Consider the following 23,470-nt stretch of genomic DNA (forward strand, 5'->3'; position numbering starts at 1 on the left):
TTCAGGAGGCCAGTTTAGAATTGACTTGATAATAAAATCTGAAACTTGGGCGATTTGTCTGATAAATCGCAATTTTTGTCCGTCACTCGGACGGCTGCGAGCCCGTTCTGCCGGGCCCGCAGTATGAGGCCTGCGCTCAGGCGGCCTCGTAGCGATCGCTTTCGTCGGCTGCGGAAGCCTCCAGGCGGAACTGCTGGACCAGCATGGTCAGCGTGTCGGCCTCGCTGGCGAGCTGACGGCAGGCGACGGTCGTGGTCTCCACCATCGCGGCGTTCTGCTGGGTCATCTGGTCCATCTGGTTGACGGAGCCGTTGACCTCGTTCAGCGCGGTCGCCTGGTCGCGGCTGGCCGTCGCCATCATGTCGACATGGTGGCTGACGGTGACGATCTGCTGGCTGATCGAGGCCAGTACGGCCCCGGTCTCCTGTACCAGGCGGGCGCCGTCGCTGACTTCCTGCGTCGACTTGTTGATGAGCCCCTTGATCTCGCGGGCGGCTTCGGCGGAGCGCTGGGCCAGTTCGCGCACTTCCTGGGCGACGACCGCGAAGCCCTTGCCCGCCTCGCCGGCACGGGCGGCCTCGATGCCGGCGTTGAGCGCCAGCAGGTTGGTCTGGAAGGCGATGTCGTCGATCACCTCGATGATCTGCTCGATCTGGCGCGAGGCGGCCTCGATCCGGCCCATGGCGTCGATGGCGCTACCGACTACGGCGGCGGAGCTGTCGGCGCTGCGCTTGGTGTCGACCACGACCGCGTTCGCCTCGGTCGCCCGCTCGGCGGAAGACCTGACCGTGACCGTGATCTCGTCGACGGCAGCCGCCGTCTCTTCGAGCGACGCGGCCTGGGCCTCGGTGCGCTTGGAGAGCTGGTCGGCCGAAGAGCGCAGTTCCGCCCCGTTCTGCTGGATCGACAGCGCATTGTGGCGGATCTGCCCGAGCGTGTCCTGAAGGCGGGCGAGAGAGGCGTTGAAATCCTGGCGCAACTGCTCGAGGCGGCCGGTGAAGGGCGTCTCGATCTGTCGCGACAGGTCCCCCTGCGCAAGCCGGCCGAGACCGGCAGCGAGCGCATCGACGGCAAAGTTGATCTGGCGATCCAGCTCGCGCTTTTCGGCATCGTTCCGGGCGCGCTCGGTCTCGGCGGCGGTGCGCTGCTCCTCGCTCTCCGTCTCGATGCGGATCTTCGACAGAGCGTTCTCCTTGAAGACGCCGAGCGCACGGGCCATGTCGCCGATCTCGTCGCGGCGGGCACCGCCGTCGATGGCGGTGTCGAGCACACCATCGGCCAGCCGGCGCATTGCTGCGGTGATCTGGCCGATGGGACCCTTCAGCGTCAGGACCAGAGCACCGCCGGCAAGAACCGCGATCACAATACCGCCGATCGTCGTCAGCACCGATATCTGGTTGGCCTGGTCGCGCTCGACGGAAGCATGGGCCTTCTGGTTTTCGGCGAAGGCGGTCAACTGGTTCCAGATGCTGTCGATCTCGGCGGCGGCGGCGGTGAACTCGGACTCGCGCTGATGGCTGATGTCGACGAGTGCTGCGCTGTCGGCATCCATCCCGTCGATGATCGGCCTGAGCGTGGCATTGAGCTTGGCGAAGAAGTCCATGTCGCCGGCGGTGACGCTCAGGCCCTCGATGTGCTGCCGCAGCATCTTGAACTGCTGGGCGATCTGGGCCTGGCCCTGCTTGTTGGAATTTTCCAGGAAGCCGGCGGCGGAGATGCGGATCGAATAGATGGCATTGACCAGTTCGCGCGTGCTCGCAAGAACCGCGGTCGACTTCAGAAGCGCCTCGTCAAGCCTGGAGAAGGTCATCGTCGCATCGCGCATCTTCGCGCTGGCCGCGGCCTGAAGCTGGATGCTCGTCTGGCGGAAGCGCGAGATGAGGCGGCCGATCGCTGTGGCATTTTCCTCGCTGACGTTCCCATTCGCAGCCAGCGTGCCGATCTCCGTGATCGTCTTCTCGAAGGTGTCGATGACGGCCTTCTGGTTGTCCGGCAGGCTCATGGCGATGCTGTTCTTCAGCGTCTTCAGATCGTCGTGCTTGTCGGCCGCCAGCTTGACCTTGGCCTCGGGCGTGGGCGCCTTGGAGAAGGCCGAACCGAAAGCGTTCAGTTCGTCGCTTGCAATCTTCAGACGCTCGGCCTCGCGCAGCAGCATCTTGGCGGCGTCCTCGTCGGAGCGTACGGCGAGATCCATGGTGCTGGTCGCGTCGAGGATCCGCATCTGCTCGCCGAACAGGCTGCGCAGGCCCTTCTGCATCGACTGGCGCAACGAGACTTCGTTCTCATAGAGCGTCCAGAGCTGGCCGACCCGCTCGCCGATCCTGGCGCTGCCGTCGATGGCCTGCTGGAGCTGGCTGCGCCCCTCCTCGTCGGTAACCTGGGACAGCGTATCCGCAAGCACGTCCTGCTGTGTCGCGATCTTCTCGACGACGGCGCCGCGCGTTTCCTCCGAGGTGTTCTGGAGAAAGGCGTTCATCCCCGCATAGACGTCCTTGAAGCCGCTCAGCGATTGCAGGACGCTGTTGGAGATCTCCATCCTGCCCTGCAGCAGGCCCGAGGCATAGAGCCCGGTCAGGCCGACGGCGCTGATGCTGACGACAAAGGGGAGGATGAACAGAACGACTTTCGTCTGGATCTTGAAGCGGGCAAGAACCCGGTCGATTAACATCGGGGCAGCACTCCGTGCGGGCGACCGCCTCCCTGCCCACTTGCCGTGAGTCTCCCAAGGGCCGGTCCGCCGAAACTGTAGTGGATTGATACGGATTTTCGCCGTGTGGCCCCGGGCGCAGTCATTGCATGACCGCGGCACGATCTGTCGTGCACACGGTCCGGGCCAATATCCCGTGATCTTCAACAGGAAGCTTTAAGAAACTTCGAACTTTCTCACCAATTCCTAATACTCGATCACCTTTTTTTTCGCAGGCGACGGGGGTTGGCGATGCTTCAGGAGAGGCTTGCCAGAAAAGCAGCGATCCCCGCCAGGAGCAAGGAGGCGACGGCGCAATGGGCGGCGATGGCGACCGCGCGGCGGCGGCCTTCCTCGGCGGCGGCGATGGCGATGGCGCGGGCGGCGGGGCGACGGTGAACTGCGGGCATGGCAAGACTCCGGTTACGAGCTACGGGAATCCCGGTTGATCCGGCCAGCCGGCCCACATCATGTTGTTTCGACCGCTCCGCCTAAGCCGGAACATCGGCTCGGCGGACGGCAAAATGCCGGCTTGCAGGCAGGATCGTCCCGTACCTCTTAATGAAGGGTAAAGCCTGTCGCGCCGTTGCGCGAGCCCTACTTTCGCATAGCTAATACGGGCTTTCCGCGGCCCTCGTCAGACCGACTGGCCGGCCGCATGGCCGGACGCCCACGCCCATTGGAAATTGTAGCCGCCGAGCCAGCCGGTGACGTCGACAGCCTCGCCAATGAAATGCAGGCCGGGGACGGATTTCGCCCCCATGTCACGGGAATCGAGCTCGTCGGTGTCGATGCCGCCGAGCGTGACCTCGGCCGTCCGGTAACCCTCCGAGCCTGCCGGACGGACCCGCCAGCGGCGGATATGGTCGGCGAGTGCGGCGAACCTGTAGCCCGGAATGGCCGCGACCGGACCGTCGATGCCGGTCTGGCGGACCACGAGTTGCGCCAGCTTGCGCGGCATGTGCTCGGCCAGGACCGTCTGCACCGCCTGCCGGCCGTTGGTCGCGCGCGCGGCCGCAAGCACGGCTACGACGTCGAGGTCGGGCTGCAGGTGAACGGTGATGTCGTCGCCCTCCCGCCAGAAGGACGAGATCTGCAGGATCGCCGGGCCGCTCAGCCCGCGATGGGTGAAGAGCATGGCCTCGCGGAACTCCGCCTTGCCGTGGCCGACGACGGCCTCCACCGAAACGCCCGGCATGCCCTCATGCAGCCCCAGAGCCTGCGGATCAAGCGTCAGCGGTACCAGCGCCGGGCGGGTCTCGACCAGGCGCAGGCCGAACTGCTCCGCAATGCGATAGGCGAAGCCGGTGGCGCCCATCTTCGGGATCGACTTGCCGCCCGTCGCGATCACGAGCGAGGCCGCCTCGCAGCCGCCATTGCCGGTGGCGACACGAAAGCCGCCCACTGTGCGCTCGATCGCGGCCACCTCGGTCGAAAGCCGCAGCTCCACCCCGGCCTCGCGCATCTCCTTCAGGAGCATGGCGATGATGTCCTTCGCCGAATGATCGCAGAAGAGCTGGCCGAGCGTCTTCTCGTGCCAGGCGATGCCATGGCGCTCGACGAGGTCGAGGAAGTCGCGGGGCGTGTAGCGCGCCAGCGCCGACTTGCAGAAATGGGGGTTCTGCGACAGGAAGTTCTTCGGGCCGGCATGGATGTTGGTGAAGTTGCAGCGGCCGCCACCGGAAATGCGGATCTTCTCGCCGGGCGCCTTCGCATGGTCGATCACCAGCACGCGCCGTCCGCGCCTGCCCGCCTCGATTGCACACATCATGCCGGCAGCGCCGGCACCGATGATGACCACGTCCTTCCTGTCCGCCACGCCGCTTCGTCCCCGTTTCGCCTTCCCTTCCCGTTCCTTCGCGTCAATGTCAACCGCCTCGTCCCGTCCGGACAGCTTGCCGCATTCCGCCTTTCGCCCCCTAGCCAATGCCCAAACTCCGGATATGATGGCGCAACCGAAACCACCCACGGTGTGTCATGCCCTCAAAAAAGACCGTTGCCTCGACCATCCAGAAAGCCAGCAAGTCCTCGCAGATCCCCCCTGCCCTTTCCGCCCTGCGCGGCGTCAGCAACTGGAAGGAAGCAAGCGACTGGCTGAAGATCCGGGGCATCGAAGACATTGAGTGCATTACGCCGGACCTTGCCGGCGTGCCGCGCGGCAAGATGATGCCGTCGTCGAAATTCACCTCCAACACCTCGCTCGCCCTGCCCTCGGCGCTCTACCGGCACACGATTTCGGGCGAGTATCCGGAGGAGACCGGCAATTTCCGTTACGAGCCGCGCGACAGCGACCTGAAGCTCCTGCCGGACCTTTCGACGCTGTCGATCGTGCCCTGGGAGACCGATCCGACCGCGCAGGTCATCTGCGACATCGTCGGCTCCAACGGCGAGGACGTCGCCTACACGCCACGCAACGTGCTCAAGAACGTGCTGCGGCTCTACGAGGACCGCGGCTGGCGGCCGGTCGTGGCGCCGGAGATCGAGTTCTACCTGGTCGCGCTCAACGACGACCCGGACTATCCGCTGCATCCGCCGAAGGGCCGCTCCGGCCGCTCGATCCTCGGCGGACAGGGCTATTCGATCGCCGGCATCAACGAATTCGACGAGCTGATCGACGACATCTACCATTTCTCGGAAAAGCAGGGCCTGGAGATCGACACCCTCATCCACGAGGAGGGGCCGGCGCAGCTCGAGATCAACCTGCGCCACGGCGATCCGATCGAGCTTGCCGACCAGGTCTTCATGTTCAAGCGGACGATCCGCGAGGCGGCGTTGAAGCATGGCATCTACGCGACCTTCATGGCCAAGCCGATGCAGGGCCAGCCGGGTTCGGCCATGCACATCCACCAGTCGGTGGTGGACATCAAGACCGGCAAGAACGTCTTTTCCAACCCGGACGGCTCGCCGTCCAGGGAGTTCTTCCATTTCATCGGCGGCATGCAGCGCTACGTGCCGAAGACGCTGGTGATGATGGCGCCCTACGTCAACTCCTATCGCCGGCTGACGCCCGACATGTCGGCACCGGTCAACGTCGCCTGGGGCTATGACAACCGGACGACGGCCTTCCGCATCCCCGTCTCCGACGCCGGCGCAAGACGGGTGGAGAACCGCCTACCCGGCTCGGATGCGAACCCCTATCTCGCGCTCGCAGCCTCGCTCGCCTGCGGCCTGCTCGGCATCATGAACGCCATCGATCCAACTTCGCCGACCGACGATACGGCCAACGAGGGCTCTATCGACCTGCCGCGCGGCCTGCTTGAAGCCGTCTCGCTGCTGGAATCCGATCCGGCGCTGACCGATGCGCTGAACCCCGACTTCATCGGCCTCTATGCCGGCGTCAAGCGCGGCGAGTTCGAAACCTTCATGCAGGTCATCAGCCCCTGGGAGCGCGAATTCCTGCTGCTCAACGTCTGACAGGCCCGCGTGGCCGTCGCGCCTGCTCCCGGCAAGTCGGGGCGGGCGCACCGTTTCAATTCCGGAAGCATTCCCATGTCCTGGCAAAGCCCCATCTCACCCGGCATCTCCTGGTACGAAGCGACCGTCGGCGAACGTCCCGAATACCCGCCGATGGCAGGCTCCGGCGAAACGGACGTCGCGATCGTCGGCGGCGGCTTCACCGGCCTGCAGGCTGCCTATCAGCTGGCGTCGAAGGGCGTGCGCGTCGTGCTGATCGACGCCAACCGCTTTGGCGACGGGGCCTCGGGACGAAACGGCGGCCAGCTCGGCACCGGCCAGCGCGCCTGGCCGGAGGAACTGGAAGACGAGGTCGGCTACGAGCGCTCGAAGGGGCTGTTCGACCTTGCCGAACATGCCAAGCGCTACCTGCTGGACTTTGCCGCAAGCCGCGGCCTCGACATCGAGTATGTGCCGGGACAGATGAACGTCTCGCACAAGAAGGGGCTGGAGAAGGACTATCGCGCCAATCCGGAGATCGCCGCCAGCCGCTACGGCTATGCGCATGCGACCTTCATGGACCGGGAGGAGACGCAGGAGCGGCTCGGCTCGCGCTTCTATCTCTTCGGCGTGCGCGACACCGGCACCGGCCATATCCACCCGATGAAGCTGCTCGTCGGCGTCGCACGGGCGGCGTCCGAGGCCGGCGCCGTCCTGCACGAGAAGACGGCCGCGACGAAGATCGAGCGCAGCGGCGGCAAGGCCGTGATCACGACGCCTAAGGGAACCATCACCGCCGACCGGGCGCTGATCGCCTGCAACGCCTATATCGGCAACCTCGAACCGAAGACGGCGGCACACGTGATGCCGATCCGCTCCTTCATCGGCGCGACGCCGGTGCTCGACGCCTTCCCGAAGGTGCTGCCCGGCGGCGAGGCCGTCGCCGATTCCCGCTTCGTCGTGCGCTATTTCCGCAAGAGCCGCGACGGGCGGCTGTTGTTCGGCGGCCGCGAGGCCTATACGGCCGACAACCCGCGCGACATGACCGAGCACATCCGCCGCCAGATCGCCGAGATCTATCCAGCACTTGCCGATATCGAGATCGCCCATGCCTGGGGCGGATCGGTCGGCATCACCATGCCGCGGCAGCCCTATGTGCGCGAGGTCATGCCGGGAATTACCTCGATCGGCGGCTATTCCGGCCACGGCGTGATGCTGTCCAACTACTGCGGCAAGCTCTTCGCCGAGGAGGTGGCCGGCGGCAGTGCGGAGCTCGACATGCTGAAGTCGCTGAAGATAAACGCCTTTCCCGGCGGGCTTTCGCTGCGCACGCCGCTGCTGATCCTGGCGATGACGTGGTACGCCTTCCGCGACAAGTTGTGATACAGGTAGGGGCGATTTTGTTGCGCCGCACGCTGGCCATTTTAAATCGATTAGATTATAAACGCCGACAACGCGAACCAGATCGAGAATTGCAATGAGCAGTCAAATCATCCCCGTCGAGCCGTTCGACTACGTCGTCTTCGGCGGCACCGGTGACCTCGCCGAACGCAAGCTCCTGCCGGCGCTCTATCACCGGCAGATCGCCGGCCAGTTCACCGACCCGACGCGTATCATCGGCGCCTCGCGCGCGGCCATGACGCATGAAGCCTATCGCGAATTCGCCACCAAGGCGCTGAAGGAATTCCTGAAGCCCGGTGAGTTCGACGAGAAGGAAGTGAAGATCTTCACCGACCGGCTGTTCTACGTCTCGGTCGACGCCAAGTCCGAGCAGGGCTGGGACGAGCTGAAAAAGATCCTCGACGAGGGCAAGGAACGCGTCCGCGCCTTCTATCTCGCCGTGGCGCCGGCGATCTTCGGCGAGATCGCCGAGAAGATCCGCGACCACAAGCTGATCACCAAGCAGACCCGCATCGTCGTCGAGAAGCCGATCGGCCGCGACCTCGCGTCCGCCACCGAGCTGAACGACACGATCGGCCGGGTGTTCCGCGAAGACCAGATCTACCGGATCGACCACTATCTCGGCAAGGAGACGGTGCAGAACCTGATGGCGCTGCGCTTCGCCAATGCGCTCTACGAGCCGCTGTGGAACTCCGCCCATATCGACCACGTGCAGATCACGGTCGCCGAGTCGGTCGGGCTGGAAAGCCGCGCCGGCTACTACGACAAGGCCGGCGCGCTGCGCGACATGGTGCAGAACCACATCCTGCAGCTTCTCTGCCTCGTGGCGATGGAAGTGCCCTCGTCGATGGATGCCGAAGCCGTCCGCGACGAGAAGCTCAAGGTGCTGCGCGCGCTGAAGCCGATCGACGAGTACAATGTCGAGCGGCTGACGGTGCGCGGCCAGTACCGGGCCGGCGCCTCTGCGGGCGGGCCGGTCAAGGGCTATCTGGAAGAACTGGAAGGCGGTGTCTCCAACACCGAGACCTTCGTCGCCATCAAGGCCGAGATCGGCAACTGGCGCTGGGCCGGCGTGCCCTTCTACATCCGCACCGGCAAGCGCATGGCAAGCCGCGTCTCGGAAATCGTGATCACCTTCAAGCCGATCCCGCACTCGATCTTCGAGCCGGCCGCCGGCCGCATCGAGGCCAACCAGCTGATCATCCGGCTGCAGCCGGACGAAGGCGTCAAGCAGTGGCTGATGATCAAGGATCCCGGCCCCGGCGGCATGCGGCTGCGCAACGTCTCGCTCGACATGACCTTCGCGCAGGCGTTCGAGACGCGCAACGCCGACGCCTACGAACGGCTGCTGCTGGACGTGGTGCGCTCGAACCAGACGCTGTTCATGCGTCGCGACGAGGTGGAAGCCGCCTGGCACTGGGTCGATCCGATCCTCAAGGCCTGGGACGCCACCGGCCAGCAGCCGCAGGGCTATACCGCCGGCACCTGGGGGCCGAGCCAGGCGATCGCGCTGATCGAGCGCGACGGCCGCACCTGGCACGAGAGCTGAGGGTCTGGCGATGACCAACAAACTGCATGAATTCAAGGACACGGCCGCCCTTGCGGAAAACCTCGCCGACGCCGTCGCCTCGGTTTTGAAGGTGGCGATCACCGAGCGCGGGGCGGCATCGATCGCCGTCTCCGGCGGCTCGACGCCCAAGCAGTTCTTCAAGGCGCTGTCGTCCCGGAAACTGGACTGGCCGAAGGTGACGGTGACGCTGGTCGACGAGCGGTTCGTCCCTGCCGACAATGCGCGCTCGAACCACCTGCTGGTGGCCGAGAACCTGTTGCAGGGGGAAGCGGCCACGGCCCGCTTCCTGCCGCTCTATCGCGAGACGGCGACGATCGGAGAGGCCGCACATCTGGCGAGCACCGACATTGCCGCCGTTGCGGTTCCGTTCGACGTGGTCATCCTCGGCATGGGCAATGACGGGCACACGGCCTCCTTCTTCCCGGGCGGTGACCGGCTTTCGGAAGCCCTGTCGCTCCAGACCCCGCGTGGCGTGATCACGATGGAAGCGGAAGGAGCGGGCGAACCGCGCCTGACGCTCACCTTCTCGAGCCTGCAGGATGCCCGCTTGCTCGTGCTGCATATCGAGGGGCAGGCCAAGAAGGATACGCTGGACAAGGCGCTGGCCGCCGGCACGGAGAGCGAGATGCCGGTGCGGGCGGTGCTGAACCGGGCGAAAACGCCGGTCGACATCTACTGGGCGCCATAGCGCCCCCGGCGCGGCGGCCGGAGCCGCTGCGCCCGCGAGAGAATGAGCGGCGGCGAACCGTCCGCGATGCGAAACCGGACCTTTGCCGTGACGACCCGACCGCGCGTGCTCGGCCGGGGCCGCAGAACATTGCAATCGAGAGAAATCAGGATAGCAGCCATGTCCGCCGATTCCCGAATTGAAGCCATCACCGCCAGGATCGTGGAGCGATCGAAGCCCCTGCGCGAGCGCTACCTCGATCGCCTGAAGTCCGCCGTCTCGAAGGGGGTACACCGCTCCGTGCTCGGCTGCGGCAACCTCGCGCACGGCTTTGCCGTCTGTTCCCCCGCCGAGAAAGTGGCGCTGGCGGGCGACCGCGTGGCCAATCTCGGCATCATCACCTCCTACAACGACATGCTTTCCGCCCACCAGCCGTTCGAGACCTATCCGGCGCTGATCCGGCAGGCCGCCCACGAGGCCGGCGGCGTGGCGCAGGTGGCCGGCGGCGTGCCCGCCATGTGCGACGGCGTCACCCAGGGACAGCCCGGCATGGAACTGTCGTTGTTCTCGCGCGACCTGATCGCCATGGCCGCCGGCGTCGGGCTGTCGCACAACATGTTCGACACGGTCGTCTATCTCGGCGTCTGCGACAAGATCGTCCCCGGGCTTGCGATCGCCGCCCTGACCTTCGGCCACCTGCCGGCGATCTTCGTTCCCGCCGGTCCGATGACCTCCGGCCTGCCGAACGACGAGAAGGCCCGGGTGCGCCAGCTGTTCGCGGAAGGCAAGGTCGGGCGCGACGAACTGCTCGACGCCGAATCCAGGTCCTATCACGGCCCGGGCACCTGTACGTTCTACGGCACCGCGAACTCCAACCAGATGCTGATGGAGATCATGGGCCTGCACATGCCCGGCGCATCCTTCATCAATCCCGGCACGCCGCTGCGCGACGCGCTGACGAAGGAAGCGACCCGGCGGGCGCTCGCGATCACCGCCCAGGGCAACGAGTTCACGCCCGCCGGCGAGATGATCGACGAACGCTCGATCGTCAACGGCGTGGTCGGCCTGCACGCCACCGGCGGCTCGACCAACCACACCCTGCATCTCGTCGCCATCGCGCGCGCAGCCGGCATCGTGCTCACCTGGAAGGATATTTCGGAGCTTTCCGACATCGTGCCGCTGCTGGCCCGCGTCTATCCGAACGGGCTTGCCGACGTGAACCATTTCCACGCCGCCGGCGGCATGGGCTTCCTGATCAAGGAACTGCTCAAGGCCGGCTACCTGCATGACGACGTGCGCACCGTCTACGGACAGGGGCTGCATGCCTATGCGATCGATCCGAAGCTCGGCGAGGACGGCAACGTCCGACGCGAGCCGGCGCCGATCGTCAGCCACGATCCGAAGATCCTCGCCAATGTCGAGCATCCCTTCCAGCATACGGGCGGCCTGAAGATGCTGACCGGCAATATCGGCAGCGCCGTCATCAAGACCTCCGCCGTCAAGCCCGACCGCCATGTGATCGAGGCGCCGGCGAAGGTGTTCCACGACCAGGCGGCGTTGAACGCGGCATTCAAGGCCGGCCAACTGGAGGGCGATTTCGTCGCGGTGGTCCGCTTCCAGGGCCCGAAGGCCAACGGCATGCCGGAACTGCACAAGCTGACGACCGTGCTCGGCATCCTGCAGGACCGCGGCCAGAAGGTGGCGCTGCTCACCGACGGGCGCATGTCCGGCGCCTCCGGCAAGGTGCCGGCGGCAATCCACGTCACGCCGGAAGCCGTCGACGGCGGCCCGATCGCCCGCATCCGGGAGGGCGACATGATCCGGCTCGACGCCGTCAGCGGCACGATCGAGGTGCTGGAGGATGCGGTGACGTTTTCCGCCCGCGCGCCGGCGACCGCCGACCTCGCCGAGAACGAATTCGGCATGGGCCGCGAACTCTTCGCCCCCTTCCGCGCCATCGCCGGCCCGGCGGATCACGGTGCGAGCGTGCTGTTCGCGTAGGCGGCGGGAGGGGACTGGCGCAGACAGCCCCTCATCCGGCCTGCCGGCCACCTTCTCCCCGCAAGCGGGGCAAAGGAGATGCGTGGCGACGCCTCGCTATCCGGCAACCGGTGAGTTTCAAAGTGGCGATGATGCCGTCGTGATTTGAGCAGAACGGCCGCGGCACCCGTCCTTCTCCCCGCCTGCGGGAAGAAGGTGGCGGCAGCCTGATGAGGGGCGATCGGCTTTGAGGGCCACTGGGCGGGCCGGGGCCTGCGACGCAAGCGCCCTCTCCGCCCGGCCTCGATGCCGCCTCAGCCACCGTAGATGTCGAGCGTCCGGTTGCGATGGTTCGGGTGGGTCGAATAGACGAAGACGCGATTCATGTCCGTTTCGGCGAGCAGGCGCAGGAACCGGGCCTCGACGAGGTCGTTGGCGTAGACGCGCAGCGCCAGGCAACCGATCATCGGGATGCGGGCGCTGACGATGTCGAGATAGAAATTGTTCGGCAGGTTGAACTTGGTCGACATCCTGAGGACGGCGCCGCTGCGCGACAGCTTGACGATCTGGCAGCGGCGGGAGGCGAGATTGACGATACCACCGGTCTCGGTGAACTCGATGCGCGCCTCGTTGCAGGTGTCCTCCATCGGGAAGTGCTTTTCCCGATCGTACATGAAGGATTCTTCCTTGTTCAGGTAGTTCGAACGCTGCGACAACTGCATGCCCAATCCCGGTATTCCTGCTCAATTTCCGGCAGGAAAGCTAGGTCGGAAAACCTTAAGATGGCGTTCAACGCCCTTATCAAAAGGCACCACCCTGTTCCGGTTCGCTACAGGGCCCGGTAGCTGATGCCGTCCTTGTCGAAGAGGTGCAGCTTGCTGCGGTCGGCCGAAAGGCGCACCTTGTCGCCGCGCCGGACGGCCTGGATGCCGGGGATCTTGGCGATGATCGGCTCGCCCTCGACGAGCCCTTCGATATAGAGAAGCGTGACCTCGCCAAGCGCCTCGACGATGGCGACGGTGCCCTCGAACAGGAAGTCCGGGCCGGTCGTGACCTGCAGGTCCTCCGGCCGGACGCCGAAGCTCACATCCTTGTCGTGCTCAGCCTCCGGCGTCGCGATGTCGAGGGTCGCTGCCGTGCCGCTCTTCAGCTCGACCGTCGTCGTCTGGCCCGCCATGACCACCTTCGCCGGCAGGACGTTCATCGCGGGCGAACCGATGAAGCGGGCGACGAACAGGTTGGCCGGCCGCTCGTAGAGTTCCAGCGGTGCGCCCACCTGCTCGATATGTCCGGCGGAGAGCACGACGATGCGGTCGGCGAGCGTCATCGCCTCGACCTGGTCGTGGGTGACGTAGATCATCGTCGTATCGGCCATGCGCTCGGAGAGCCTGGCGATCTCGATGCGGGTGGCGACGCGCAGGGCGGCGTCGAGATTGGAGAGCGGCTCGTCGAAGAGGAAGACCTTGGGATTGCGGCAGATGGCCCGGCCGATCGCCACGCGCTGGCGCTGGCCGCCGGAAAGCGCCTTCGGCAAGCGATCGAGATAGTTGGTGAGCTGCAGCATTTCGGCGGCCGACCGGACGCGCCGGTCGATCTCGTCCTTGCCTTCCTTGGCGATGCGCATGCCGAAGGCCATGTTCTCGTAGACGGTCATGTGCGGATAGAGCGCATAGGACTGGAAGACCATGGCGATGCCGCGCTTGGACGGCGGCACGTCGTTGACGCGCTCGCCGTCGATCATCATGTCACCGGCGGTGATCTCCTCAAGCCCGGCGATCATCCGCAGGAGCGTCGACTTTCCGCAGCCGGACGGTCCGACGAAGACGATGAACTCGCCCTGCTTGATGTCGAGATCGATGCCGTGGATCACGTCGACCGCGCCATAGGACTTGCGAATATCCTTCAATACCAGGCCCGTCATGCTGCCTCCCCTTTTCCTGCTCGTCACGCGTAGCGGGCGAAGAATGCGCCCCATGCCGGTAGCGCGATCTTCTTTTCGTTCAGCCTGCCGTCAAATCCGTGCCCTGCCAGAGCCTCGATCGCCGCAGCCGGACGCTCGACCTCGCAAGCCTCGCCGCCCATGTTGAACAGGCAGAGGATGCGCTCGTTGCCGTGGCTGCGGACGAAGGACAGGACCCCGTCGCTCGCCGGGCCGAACGCGATCTCGCCCTTCACCAGTGCGGGATGCTGGCGGCGGAAGGCGATGAAACCGCGATAGTGATTAAGGACCGACCCCGGGTCATCCTCCTGGATCGAGACGGCGGCACCGAGATGGATGGCCGGCACGGGAAGCCAGGGCCGCGCCGGGCTGAAGCCGCCGTTGATCGCCGAGGAATCCCATGGCATCGGCGTGCGGCAGCCGTCGCGCCCCTTGAAGTCCGGCCAGAACTGGATCCCGTAGGGGTCCTGCAGGTCCTCATAGGCGAGCTCGGCCTCGGGGAGCGCCAGTTCCTCGCCCTGATAGATGCAGACGGAGCCGCGCAACGACATCAGGAGCGATGCCAGCAACTTGGCATGGGCAGCGTGATCGGCAACGCCGGCGTCCCAGCGGCTGACATGGCGCATGACGTCGTGGTTGGAAAACGCCCAGCAGACCCAGCCGTCCGGGGCCGCCTTGTCGAGCGCATGCTGGACCTCAGCGACCGACCCCGGCGTCGGGACGTCCGGCGCCAGGAACTCGAAGGCGTAGCACATCTGCATCTTGTCGCCGCCGGACGTGTACTGGCCGGCGATCTCCAGCCCGCGCTGGCTGTCGCCCACCTCGCCGACGGCGGCGATCGCCGGGAACTCGTCCATCACCGCGCGGAAACGCTTGAGGAACGCCAGGTTCTCCGGCCGGTTCTTGTCGTAGAGGTGTTCCTGGTAGTTGTAGGGGTTCACGGCGGGTGCGGTCTGCGCGTTGCGGCGCTCCGGCGCAAGCGGCGGGTTGTCGCGCAGTTCCTTGTCGTGGAAGTAGAAGTTGATCGTATCCAGCCGGAAGCCGTCGACGCCGCGGGTCAGCCAGAAGCGGGCGACCGACAGCAGCGCATCCTGAACTTCCGGATTGTGCAGGTTCAGGTCCGGCTGCGAGGTCAGGAAATTGTGCATGTAGTATTGCAGCCGGGTCGGGTCCCACTGCCAGGCCGAGCCGCCGAAGATCGACAGCCAGTTGTTGGGCGGGGTGCCGTCCGGCCTGGAATCGGCCCAGACATACCAGTCCGCCCTGGGGTTCGCGCGGCTGGAACGGCTCTCGACGAACCAGGGATGCCTGTCGGAAGTGTGCGACAATACCAGGTCGATCATCACCCGGATGCCGAGCCGATGCGCCTCGGCGACCACAGCGTCGAAATCCTCCAGCGTCCCGAAGATCGGGTCGACATCCTCGTAGTTGGAGACGTCGTAGCCGAAGTCGCGCATCGGCGAAGTAAAGAAGGGGGAGATCCAGATGGCATCCACGCCCAGTGAGGCGACATGCGGCAGGCGCTGGGCGATGCCCTTCATGTCGCCGATGCCGTCGCCGTTGGTGTCCTGGTAGGAGCGCGGATAGATCTGGTAGATCACCGCGCCGCGCCACCAGTCCTTGTCAACGGCCGGCAGGGGTGCATTCGTCGTCGTCATTTCCGGTCCTGTCTCTTTGCGCTGTCTTCAGCCGCCCTTGACCGATCCCGCCAACAGACCGCGTACGAGATAGCGCTGCAGGGCGAAGAAGACGATCAGGGGAACGATGATGGTGATGAAGGCCGAAGCCGTGAGGATCTCCCAGTTGCCGCCGCGCGATCCGAGCAGGTTCACCAGGCGTCCGGTCAGCACCAGTTCGTCGTTGCCGGTGCCGAGGAACACGATCGCGACCAAGAGGTCGTTCCAGGTCCAGAGGAACTGGAAGATCGCAAAGGAGGCGAGCGCGGGAAACGACAGCGGCAGGATGATCTTGACGAAGATGTCGAAGTCGCTGGCGCCGTCGACGCGCGCGGATTCCATGATCTCCTTGGGCAGGCCGGCCATGTAGTTGCGCAGCAGGTAGATCGCCAGCGGCAGGCCGAAGCCCATATGCGCCAGCCAGATGCCGACATAGGTCTTGGCGGGAACGCCGAAGAAGGCGCCGACGCCGTTGTAGAGCTTCAGGAGCGGGATCAGCGACATCTGCAGCGGCACGACGAGCAGGCCGACGACGACGGCGATCAGGATCGCCCGGCCGGGAAATTTCATCCAGGCCAGCGCATAGGCGCAGAAGGCGGCAACCAGGATCGGGATGATGGTGGCGGGAATGGCGACCGTCAGCGAATTGATGAAGGACTGACCGATGCCCTCGGCACTGAGGACCTCGCGGTAGTTGTCCAGCGTGAAGCGGGGCGGCACGGCGGCGGTAAAGAAGATGCGCTGGCCGCGCGAGCCTTCCATGCGGGTGTCGGAGACGATCTCGAAGCTGCCATCCGCCTGGACCGTCAGCTTCTCGCCATCGTTCAGCTCCGCCGTCTGCCCCGGCTGGAAGGCGGCCGGATCGCGGCTATTGAAGCCGAAGGCGGAAACCTCGCCCTTCTGGCCTTCGAGAAGATTGCCGGAGAGCACGAACCTGCCGTCCCGCTCGGTCTGCGTTTCCGGCGACGGGGCGCGGAAGACGACGTTCTGCGTCGAGGTCAACAGCGCCGTCCACCAGCCGGAGACGGCAAGCTGGTCCTTGTCGCGCAGGGAGGAGATCAGAAGGCCCGCCGTCGGCAGCGTCCAGAGGGCCACGAGCAGGAGCACGGAGAGGTGGACGACGAAGGTCAGGGGCGAACGGGTGGCGCCGGGCATCTCAGTGACCTCCGGTTTCGCGCGTGGCGTTGCGGATATTCCAGATCATGATCGGGATGACGAGGACCATGATGACGACGGCGATCGCCGCGCCCCGGCCGAAATCGCCGCCGCCGCGGAACATCCAGTCGAACATGAGGTTGGCCAGCACCTGCGTCTGCCATTGGCCGTTGGTCATCGCGAGAACGATGTCGAAGACCTTGAGGACGAGGATGGTGATCGTGGTCCAGACGACGGCGATCGTGCCCCAGATCTGCGGGATCATGATCTTGAAGAAGATCTGCAGCCCGTTGGCGCCGTCGATGACGGCCGCCTCCAGCGTCTCCTCGGGAATGCCCCTGAGCGCCGCCGACAGGATCACCATGGCAAAGCCGGTCTGGATCCAGATCAGGATCACCATCAGGAAGAAGTTGTTCCAGAACGGCAGCGTGATCCAGGCCTCCGGCGAGCCGCCGAACCAGGTGACGATCGCGTTCAGGATGCCGATCTGCTCGCTGCCCTCGGCGCGATAGTCGTAGACGAATTTCCAGATCACCGCGGCGCCGACGAAGGAGATCGCCATCGGCATGAAGATCAGCGTCTTGGCAATGTTGCCCCACCAGATGCGATCGGTGAGTGCCGCGATGACCAGGCCGAAGAAGGTCGAGAGCGCCGGGACGACCAGCAACCAGAGGAAATTATTGAAGATCGACTGGCGGAATTCGCCGTCGCCGAGCATCCAGACGAAATTGCCCGGTCCGACGAAGGTCTGCCCCGTCCGGTCGTGCAGGCTCAGCCGGACGGATTCAAACACCGGATAGACGAGGTAGACCGCAAGCGCCACAAGCGCCGGCAGCATGAACAGCCAGGGGCGGATGGCGTTGGTGGTCCTCAGGTTCCGTGACGCCTTCGCGCCCGACAGGCCCTTGGACGGGAAGACCCGATCCAGAAGCCAGTTGGTGGCGAAGAAGTAGAAGGCGCAGGCGAGCACGCCCGCGATCATCGTTCCTATGGCAAACACGAGTTGCTGCATGATCCCCTCCTTCCGGACACCGGGCGCGTCGCGGCCGATCCTTCGGCCCGGCGGCGACACCGGCACCATGCCGATGCCGTCCCATCGGGCGCCGGACCTTTGCCCGGCGCCCGATGGGTGGCCGCTACTTGATCGCGTCCCAGGCCTTCTGGATGCCGGCTGCGACATCGGCCGAGGACTTGCCGCCGACATAGTTGACCATGCCGGTCCAGAAGGCGCCGGCACCGATCTTGCCGGGCATCAGGTCGGAGCCGTCGAAGCGGAAGGTGGTGGAATTCAGCAGGATCTCGCCCTGCTTCTTCATCGGCGCGTTGGCATAGGCTTCCTGGTTGGCGCTCTTGAAGGGCGTCAGGAAGCTTGACTGCGCCATCCACAGCTCATGGGCGATCGGGGTCTTGAGGAAATCCAGGAAGGCACGCGCCGCCGGGGTGTCCTTGGTGATCATTGCCAGCGTGCCGGCGCCGAGAACGGGATTGCCGAGCTCCGGCTTCGAGGCATAGGGCGGCATGTAGAAGAAGTCCGCATCCTCGCCCACGACCGTGCCCTCGGGGAAGAATGAGGGGATGAAGGACGCCTGATGGTGCAGGTAGCACTTCGGCGGCGAGGCGAAGAGGCCCTTCGGGCTGTCGCGGAAGTCGGTCGAGGCCACCGCCGCGGGTCCGCCGGCCGCAAACTTGTCGGTCTTGGCGAACCAGCCGAACTCGTCGATGGCGCCGGTGACGGCAGGATCGTCGAAGGCAATCGCGTTGGTGACCCACTTGTCATAGGTCTCCGGCGTCTGGGTGCGCAGCATCAGGTCCTCGACCCAGTCGGTGGCCGGCCAGCCGGTGGCGCCGCCCGAGCCGAGCCCGATGCACCAGGGCGTCTCGCCGTCGGCGACGATCTGCTCCGTCAGCGCCTTCAGCTCCTCCATGGTCTTCGGAACCTCGTAGCCGGCATCCTCGAAGTTCTCCGGCACGTACCAGACCAGCGACTTCACGTCGATCTTGTAGGGAAAGCCGAAGAGCTGCGCGTTGCCGTCCTTGTCCTTGTAGGTCGAGAGGTCGACCCAGGACTGGCCGGCGGCATAGTTGTCGAGCAGCCACTCTTTCGTCTCGTCGCCGAGCGGCGTCAGGTAGCCCTTGGAGGCGAGGTCGGCGATGAGGCCGGGCTGCGGCAGGATCGCGACATCCGGCGGACTGCCGGCCTGCGTGTCGATGACGATCTGCTGTTCGTAATTCTCCGACGACGAATACTTGATCTCGACGCCCGTCGCTTCCTCGAAATAGGCGAAGACGCTTCTGAACAGCACCTCGTCCTCGCCGCGCCAGGGGCCGAAGATCGTCAGCGTCTGGCCCTTCAGGTCATGGCCGTTCCTGAATTCCTCGAAGCTCGCCCAGTTGAACTTGCCGTCCTCGCCGGGCGCGAACTTCAGTTCGGCCGCACCCGCACCACCCACGAGCAGCGACGCCAAAGCTGCCGTCATCAAGAAACGCTTCTTCACGTGATTTCCTCCCACGATGTGCCCGCATCGGAACGCCGGCTTCTCCAAATTCGCCCCGAGAATTCGCCCTGACTTCCCCCAAGTCTCTCAAAGCGCTTTGGACGAAAGAATTCCCTATCGTCGCCACCGCGTCAAGCCTCTTCCGCTGGCGCCCGCATCGAGGCCTGCGCTTCCTGCGTCGCAGCAAGGGTTTTGCAACGCAAACAAGCGATTTCGCTTTCAAAGGCGAAATCGCTGATGCTACATGAGGGTGGCGCTTGGGCGGGAGGATTTCAAAGCGCTTCGAATCGCGAAGGCAAGCAACGTGAACCTCAAACAGCTGTCGCAGCTCCTCGGTCTTTCGCAGACGACGGTTAGCAGAGCCCTCAACGGGTATCCGGAGGTCAATGCCGAGACGCGCGAGCGCGTTCTCGACGCGGTGCGCAGGACGGGTTACCGGCCGAACCGCGCGGCACAGAGGCTTGCCACCGGGCGCGCAGGCTCGATCGGGCTGGTGATGCCGACGGCACATGGATATCCCTCCGACGTGCATTTCGGCGAGTTCCTGGCGGGGCTGGGCGACGAGGCGGTGCGCCACGACTTTCACTTCGTCATCAATCCGAGCCATCCCGACGACGAGGAGGCGACCTGCAAGCGGCTGGTTGCCAGCGGCAATATCGACGCGCTCTTCATCGCCTACATGCGCGAGAAGGATCCTCGCGTCGCGCTGCTGAAATCGCTGTCGATCCCCTTCATCGTGCACGGACGCTCGATCGGGATCCCGACCGACTATCCCTATCTCGACATCGACAACACCGCCGCGTTCCACGATGCGACGAAACTGCTGGTGCAGCTCGGGCACCGGCGGATCGCGCTTTTGAACGGGCCGGCCCATTTCGCCTTTGCGATCCGCCGGAAGAAGGGCCTGGAGGCGGCGCTCGCGGAAAGCGGGCTGAGGCTCGACGAGGCCTGCGTGCAGCACTCGCCGATGACGGACGAACACGGTTTTTCCGGCATGAAGCGGTTTCTCGACCTGCCCGAACGACCGACCGCGATCCTTTGCTCCAGCACGGTGCTGGCGCTCGGGGCCGTGCGGGCGCTGAACCAGGCCGGGTTGAAGCTCGGCTCAGACGTGTCGCTGATCGCCCACGACGACGTGCTGCCGATGCTGAAGCCGGAGAATTTCAGCGTGCCGCTGACGACGACGCGTTCGTCGCTGCGCAGTGCCGGTTCGCGGATCGCCAAGCGGCTGATCGCCCGCATTCTCAACCTGGAGACCCTGCCCGAGCAGGAACTGTGGACGGCGGAGCTGATCGTGCGCGCCTCCACCGGACCGGCGCCACAGCCGGCCGGCCGGGCGAACAGGCGTTCGCCGGGGTAAGACAGAGGCAGCTCCGGCTCTTTGGCCGGATCTGTCTTTCAGAAGCGTGGCGGCTCGAGACCGGCGCGGCGATAGGCGGCGATCACGGTGTTGGCCATGAGCATGGCAATCGTCATTGGCCCGACGCCGCCGGGAACCGGCGTGATCGCGCCCGCCACCTCGGCGCATTCGTCGAAGGCGACGTCGCCGACGAGGTGCGACTTGCCCTCCCCCTTCTCCGGGGCGGGCACGCGGTTGATGCCGACATCGATCACTGTCGCGCCGGGCTTGACCCAGTCCGCCCGGACCATCTGCGGCCGGCCGACCGCGGCAACGAGGATATCGGCGTTGCGGCAGACCGCTGCGAGATCCCTGGTGCGGGAGTGGGCCGAGGTCACCGTGGCGTTGGCATTGAGGAGCAGTGCGGCCATCGGCTTGCCGAACAGGTTGGACCGTCCGATGACGACGGCGTTCAACCCGGAAAGATCGTCGCCGCGGATGCCGCGCACCAGCACCATGGCGCCGGCGGGCGTGCAGGAGATCAGGCCGCCCTCGAGGTCGCCGGTGGCGACCTTCCCGGCATTGACGACGTGCAGGCCGTCCACGTCCTTCTCGGGCAGGATCGATTGGATGATCGGCTCGGACTGCAGGTGCTTCGGCAGCGGCAGCTGCACGAGGATGCCGTGGATCGTGTCGTCGGCATTCAGCTTGCGGACGAGCGCGGCGAGTGCTTCCTGCGTCGTCTCCTCGGGCAGCGTATGCTGGATCGAGGTGAAGCCGCATTCCTTCGCCATGCGGCTCTTGGACGAGACATAGGCGTGGCTCGCAGGATCGTCGCCGACGATGACGACCGCCAGACCCGTCTTAACGCCTGCGTCCTGCTCCAGTTTCCCGGCCGCAGCCTTGACGGCCTCGATCACGGTGGCGGCAACCTGCTTCCCGTCGATAATGGTGGTCACGTTCTTCTCCTCGCGCGTAACGCGGAATCTAGTGCGGGCCATAGGACCGCAATGGCCTCCCAGCGCCCTATGCTGTCCAAAATCGTACTTTGCAAGCCCCCGGTCGGGCGACGGAGTGGCGCAGGGCTTCCGCATGGGACGCCACCTTCCCTCGCCCGCGGCCGGAAAAGCAGGAGGACGACCCCCGGCAATGGTGCCGGAACCAGGCATGGTAAAGAAATCCTCAAGCCGACGGATCGGACTTTAGCGGACAACTTAAGCTAAGCTTGAGCGCGAAATGATACACGCTGGCGGAGTATCCAGGAGCTTCGCCGCGATGACCGTTCGCACCGCATGCAGCCATCTCATTTCCACGGGCCGGACGTCGCCTCGTCCGGCCGGGCGCGACGCGCGCTGCGGAGGCCGGGGATGAACGTGCAATCGGGAACGACGCTCCAGGCGTCGCAGCGCGACATACTGGGCCTGCCGGTCTGCGACCTCGACTGGGCCGGGGCGTTCGACTTCGTCTCCGGGATCGCCGACATGCCGATCGGCACGACGACGGTCGCCTTTCTCAATGCCAACAACGCCAACCTGATGATGCGCGATGCGGAATACCGCAAGGCGCTGCAGCGGCAGATCGTGCTGCCGGACGGGCATGGCGTGGATATCGCATCGCAGATCTTCCACGGCCAGCCGTTCCCGGCCAACCTCAACGGGACCGACTTCGTCCCGGGCCTGCTGACCTATATGGAGAAGCCGAAGCGGGTGGCCCTGATCGGGGCGCGGAAGGACGTGCTCCTGATCGCGGCCGAGAAATTCCGCGAGCACGCGCCCTGGCACGAGTTCCATGCCATCGCGGACGGCTATTTCAAGGAAAGCGAGTCCCAGGCAGTGATGGACAAGATCCGCGACCTGGCGCCCGATATCCTGCTGGTCGCCATGGGAACGCCGATCCAGGAGAAATGGATCGACCAGCACGTCACGCCCGGCCATGCGCGGCTCGTGATCAGCGTCGGCGCGCTCTTCGATTTCGTCGCCGGGCGGGTTCCGCGTGCGCCGTCGCGCATGCGCCGCATGCGTCTGGAATGGCTGTTCCGGTTCGTCCTCGAGCCGCGGCGGCTCTGGCATCGCTACATCGTCGGCAACCCGCTGTTTCTGCTGCATGTCGCGCGCTACAAGCTGGCAAGCGTCTTCGGCCGCCGCGGATGAAGACGGCCGGCAAGAGAAAGGGCACCGCGAAGCCCTGAATCGCGGCGCCCTTCGTCGGCCCGTCGACGACGATGCCACCGGTTCGCCGGGGCAAGGCCGGTGCGGGCGATTGTCTCAGTTGGCGGTCAGGTTCGCGGGCGCATCCGGCGTTTCCCGGGTGCGAACGATGGCGGTCCCGCGCCGCGGCGGCTCCTTGCCCACTTCGAGCTTGGCGATGTAGTCGATCTGCTCGATCAGGATGTCTTCGATGACCGCCTCGCCGAAGCGCTTGTTGAGCCCGTCCTTGACCCTGCCCCGGAAGGCCTCGACGTCGAAGCTGTCGAGCTTCTCGACATCGATCAGCCGCTGCCCGACGAGCAGGGTATAGAGTTCGTCGGTGATCACCTCGCTGAGCGGAACCGGCTGCCTGGCCGCAAGTTCCCTGTTGGCCGTATAGGACAGCCGGGTGAGGAAGTAGCCCTTGACGGCGCCGTCCGAGATCACCGGGATCGTCGCCTGGCTGCCCCTGACGAGATCGAGGGCGGCCGCACGCGCGGCCGCCTCCTCGTCGACCCTCGGAGCTGCCGCCATCTGCATAGAGAAGTAGACGGAACCGAGGGTGAGAACGCAGATCCAGGCACCGACCAGGATGAGCTTGATCACGGCTGGTACCCCAGACGGAACTGCTCTTGCGAATAAGTGCCGTCAGCCTCCTGCTCGCGCATGGCGTCCTTCAGGAGCTCCACCACCGAGCGAACGGCTTCGAGGTGCGCGGAGATGCGCTGGGCATTGACGGCCAGCTTCTCGCGCAGCTTCTTCAGCTGCGGGGCGAAGGCTCTCGGCATCTCCTCGGCCGGCACGTCGCGCGACAGCATGGAAAGCTCGTAGAGGCAACGGCTCTTGTGCGCGTTCGACGTCTGCAGATCGAAGTTCGGATCGGCGCCGATGCCGGCATTCTCGGCGTCGACGATGGTTTCAAGCCGGTTCAGTACGGTACGGATGCGGAGATCGTTCGTTGTCATGTCCATTTATAGTTCCTC

The 23,470-nt window shown here is 65.4% G+C and carries 19 protein-coding genes; 7 read left to right on the forward strand and 12 right to left on the reverse strand.

The features are described 5' to 3' along the window. Positions 1-136: 136 nt before the first annotated feature. From LQK81_RS15100 to LQK81_RS15110, 3 genes are all read right to left on the reverse strand, one after another. The gene (locus LQK81_RS15100) at positions 137-2,668 is read right to left on the reverse strand and encodes a methyl-accepting chemotaxis protein (protein WP_230807194.1); all 2,532 of its coding nucleotides are present in this window, start codon (positions 2,666-2,668) and stop codon (positions 137-139) included. A 275-nt stretch (positions 2,669-2,943) separates the two neighbouring features. Continuing rightward, positions 2,944-3,096 (reverse strand): hypothetical protein, encoded by a 153-nt coding sequence (locus LQK81_RS15105; protein WP_230807195.1) that lies wholly within the window; start codon positions 3,094-3,096, stop codon positions 2,944-2,946. 227 nt (positions 3,097-3,323) lie between these two features. After that, complete coding sequence (locus LQK81_RS15110) at positions 3,324-4,505, reverse strand: NAD(P)/FAD-dependent oxidoreductase (RefSeq protein ID WP_230807196.1); 1,182 nt, start codon at positions 4,503-4,505, stop codon at positions 3,324-3,326. A gap of 158 nt (positions 4,506-4,663) precedes the next feature. Here LQK81_RS15110 and LQK81_RS15115 point away from each other — a divergent pair, with 158 nt between their 5' ends. The 5 genes from LQK81_RS15115 to edd all read left to right on the forward strand — a co-directional run bounded on the left by LQK81_RS15115 (position 4,664) and on the right by edd (position 11,718). After that, the gene (locus LQK81_RS15115) at positions 4,664-6,100 is read left to right on the forward strand and encodes a glutamine synthetase family protein (RefSeq protein WP_230807197.1); all 1,437 of its coding nucleotides are present in this window, start codon (positions 4,664-4,666) and stop codon (positions 6,098-6,100) included. 75 nt (positions 6,101-6,175) lie between these two features. Beyond that, on the forward strand, positions 6,176-7,462 hold the full coding sequence (locus LQK81_RS15120; RefSeq protein ID WP_230807198.1) for an NAD(P)/FAD-dependent oxidoreductase: 1,287 nt from the start codon (positions 6,176-6,178) through the stop codon (positions 7,460-7,462). A gap of 94 nt (positions 7,463-7,556) precedes the next feature. Continuing rightward, positions 7,557-9,029 (forward strand): glucose-6-phosphate dehydrogenase, encoded by a 1,473-nt coding sequence (gene zwf / locus LQK81_RS15125; protein WP_230807199.1) that lies wholly within the window; start codon positions 7,557-7,559, stop codon positions 9,027-9,029. 10 nt (positions 9,030-9,039) lie between these two features. After that, the gene (pgl, locus tag LQK81_RS15130; protein ID WP_230807200.1) at positions 9,040-9,738 is read left to right on the forward strand and encodes a 6-phosphogluconolactonase; all 699 of its coding nucleotides are present in this window, start codon (positions 9,040-9,042) and stop codon (positions 9,736-9,738) included. Between the two features lie 159 nt (positions 9,739-9,897). Then, positions 9,898-11,718, forward strand: a complete 1,821-nt coding sequence (gene edd / locus LQK81_RS15135; protein WP_230807201.1) for a phosphogluconate dehydratase — start codon at positions 9,898-9,900, stop codon at positions 11,716-11,718. A 293-nt stretch (positions 11,719-12,011) separates the two neighbouring features. Here edd and LQK81_RS15140 read toward each other — a convergent pair whose 3' ends face one another. The 6 genes from LQK81_RS15140 to LQK81_RS15165 all read right to left on the reverse strand — a co-directional run bounded on the left by LQK81_RS15140 (position 12,012) and on the right by LQK81_RS15165 (position 18,944). Continuing rightward, positions 12,012-12,419 carry a hypothetical protein gene (locus LQK81_RS15140; RefSeq protein WP_230807202.1) on the reverse strand — a complete coding sequence of 136 codons (408 nt, stop codon included), beginning with the start codon at positions 12,417-12,419 and terminating at the stop codon, positions 12,012-12,014. Between the two features lie 107 nt (positions 12,420-12,526). After that, the gene (locus LQK81_RS15145) at positions 12,527-13,618 is read right to left on the reverse strand and encodes an ABC transporter ATP-binding protein (RefSeq protein ID WP_230807203.1); all 1,092 of its coding nucleotides are present in this window, start codon (positions 13,616-13,618) and stop codon (positions 12,527-12,529) included. Between the two features lie 23 nt (positions 13,619-13,641). Beyond that, the gene (bglA, locus tag LQK81_RS15150; RefSeq protein WP_230807204.1) at positions 13,642-15,294 is read right to left on the reverse strand and encodes a beta-galactosidase BglA; all 1,653 of its coding nucleotides are present in this window, start codon (positions 15,292-15,294) and stop codon (positions 13,642-13,644) included. A gap of 27 nt (positions 15,295-15,321) precedes the next feature. Further along, positions 15,322-16,467 carry a carbohydrate ABC transporter permease gene (locus LQK81_RS15155; protein WP_230807205.1) on the reverse strand — a complete coding sequence of 382 codons (1,146 nt, stop codon included), beginning with the start codon at positions 16,465-16,467 and terminating at the stop codon, positions 15,322-15,324. A 1-nt stretch (position 16,468) separates the two neighbouring features. After that, the gene (locus LQK81_RS15160) at positions 16,469-17,479 is read right to left on the reverse strand and encodes a carbohydrate ABC transporter permease (RefSeq protein WP_230807206.1); all 1,011 of its coding nucleotides are present in this window, start codon (positions 17,477-17,479) and stop codon (positions 16,469-16,471) included. A 124-nt stretch (positions 17,480-17,603) separates the two neighbouring features. Then, positions 17,604-18,944 carry an ABC transporter substrate-binding protein gene (locus tag LQK81_RS15165; protein WP_269065009.1) on the reverse strand — a complete coding sequence of 447 codons (1,341 nt, stop codon included), beginning with the start codon at positions 18,942-18,944 and terminating at the stop codon, positions 17,604-17,606. 262 nt (positions 18,945-19,206) lie between these two features. On the opposite strand from LQK81_RS15165, the gene LQK81_RS15170 reads away from it, so the two are divergent. Further along, positions 19,207-20,322, forward strand: a complete 1,116-nt coding sequence (locus tag LQK81_RS15170; RefSeq protein ID WP_230807208.1) for a LacI family DNA-binding transcriptional regulator — start codon at positions 19,207-19,209, stop codon at positions 20,320-20,322. A gap of 38 nt (positions 20,323-20,360) precedes the next feature. On the opposite strand, the gene folD is transcribed toward LQK81_RS15170, so the two are convergent. Then, on the reverse strand, positions 20,361-21,260 hold the full coding sequence (gene folD, locus LQK81_RS15175) for a bifunctional methylenetetrahydrofolate dehydrogenase/methenyltetrahydrofolate cyclohydrolase FolD (protein WP_230807209.1): 900 nt from the start codon (positions 21,258-21,260) through the stop codon (positions 20,361-20,363). Positions 21,261-21,668: 408 nt separating this feature from the next. On the opposite strand from folD, the gene LQK81_RS15180 reads away from it, so the two are divergent. Continuing rightward, on the forward strand, positions 21,669-22,451 hold the full coding sequence (locus LQK81_RS15180; RefSeq protein WP_230807210.1) for a WecB/TagA/CpsF family glycosyltransferase: 783 nt from the start codon (positions 21,669-21,671) through the stop codon (positions 22,449-22,451). A 114-nt stretch (positions 22,452-22,565) separates the two neighbouring features. Here the strand turns inward: LQK81_RS15180 and LQK81_RS15185 are convergent, their stop codons facing one another. Then, positions 22,566-23,093, reverse strand: a complete 528-nt coding sequence (locus LQK81_RS15185) for a hypothetical protein (protein ID WP_230807211.1) — start codon at positions 23,091-23,093, stop codon at positions 22,566-22,568. After that, positions 23,090-23,458 carry a hypothetical protein gene (locus LQK81_RS15190; RefSeq protein WP_230807212.1) on the reverse strand — a complete coding sequence of 123 codons (369 nt, stop codon included), beginning with the start codon at positions 23,456-23,458 and terminating at the stop codon, positions 23,090-23,092. The genes LQK81_RS15185 and LQK81_RS15190 overlap by 4 nt, the downstream gene beginning before the upstream one ends. Positions 23,459-23,470: the final 12 nt, after the last annotated feature.

The organism is Rhizobium sp. GN54 (assembly GCF_021026345.1).
Lineage (GTDB): Bacteria > Pseudomonadota > Alphaproteobacteria > Rhizobiales > Rhizobiaceae > Mycoplana.

Excerpts from the sequence above, each read along its gene's own strand:
- LQK81_RS15100 (WP_230807194.1), bottom strand. The coding sequence starts at position 2,668 with ATGTTAATCGACCGGGTTCTTGCCCGCTTCAAGATCCAGACGAAAGTC.
- LQK81_RS15105 (WP_230807195.1), bottom strand. The coding sequence starts at position 3,096 with ATGCCCGCAGTTCACCGTCGCCCCGCCGCCCGCGCCATCGCCATCGCC.
- LQK81_RS15115 (WP_230807197.1), top strand. The coding sequence starts at position 4,664 with ATGCCCTCAAAAAAGACCGTTGCCTCGACCATCCAGAAAGCCAGCAAG.
- LQK81_RS15120 (WP_230807198.1), top strand. The coding sequence starts at position 6,176 with ATGTCCTGGCAAAGCCCCATCTCACCCGGCATCTCCTGGTACGAAGCG.
- zwf (WP_230807199.1), top strand. The coding sequence starts at position 7,557 with ATGAGCAGTCAAATCATCCCCGTCGAGCCGTTCGACTACGTCGTCTTC.
- pgl (WP_230807200.1), top strand. The coding sequence starts at position 9,040 with ATGACCAACAAACTGCATGAATTCAAGGACACGGCCGCCCTTGCGGAA.
- edd (WP_230807201.1), top strand. The coding sequence starts at position 9,898 with ATGTCCGCCGATTCCCGAATTGAAGCCATCACCGCCAGGATCGTGGAG.
- LQK81_RS15140 (WP_230807202.1), bottom strand. The coding sequence starts at position 12,419 with ATGCAGTTGTCGCAGCGTTCGAACTACCTGAACAAGGAAGAATCCTTC.
- LQK81_RS15145 (WP_230807203.1), bottom strand. The coding sequence starts at position 13,618 with ATGACGGGCCTGGTATTGAAGGATATTCGCAAGTCCTATGGCGCGGTC.
- bglA (WP_230807204.1), bottom strand. The coding sequence starts at position 15,294 with ATGACGACGACGAATGCACCCCTGCCGGCCGTTGACAAGGACTGGTGG.
- LQK81_RS15155 (WP_230807205.1), bottom strand. The coding sequence starts at position 16,467 with ATGCCCGGCGCCACCCGTTCGCCCCTGACCTTCGTCGTCCACCTCTCC.
- LQK81_RS15160 (WP_230807206.1), bottom strand. The coding sequence starts at position 17,479 with ATGCAGCAACTCGTGTTTGCCATAGGAACGATGATCGCGGGCGTGCTC.
- LQK81_RS15165 (WP_269065009.1), bottom strand. The coding sequence starts at position 18,944 with ATGACGGCAGCTTTGGCGTCGCTGCTCGTGGGTGGTGCGGGTGCGGCC.
- LQK81_RS15170 (WP_230807208.1), top strand. The coding sequence starts at position 19,207 with ATGAGGGTGGCGCTTGGGCGGGAGGATTTCAAAGCGCTTCGAATCGCG.
- LQK81_RS15180 (WP_230807210.1), top strand. The coding sequence starts at position 21,669 with ATGAACGTGCAATCGGGAACGACGCTCCAGGCGTCGCAGCGCGACATA.
- LQK81_RS15190 (WP_230807212.1), bottom strand. The coding sequence starts at position 23,458 with ATGGACATGACAACGAACGATCTCCGCATCCGTACCGTACTGAACCGG.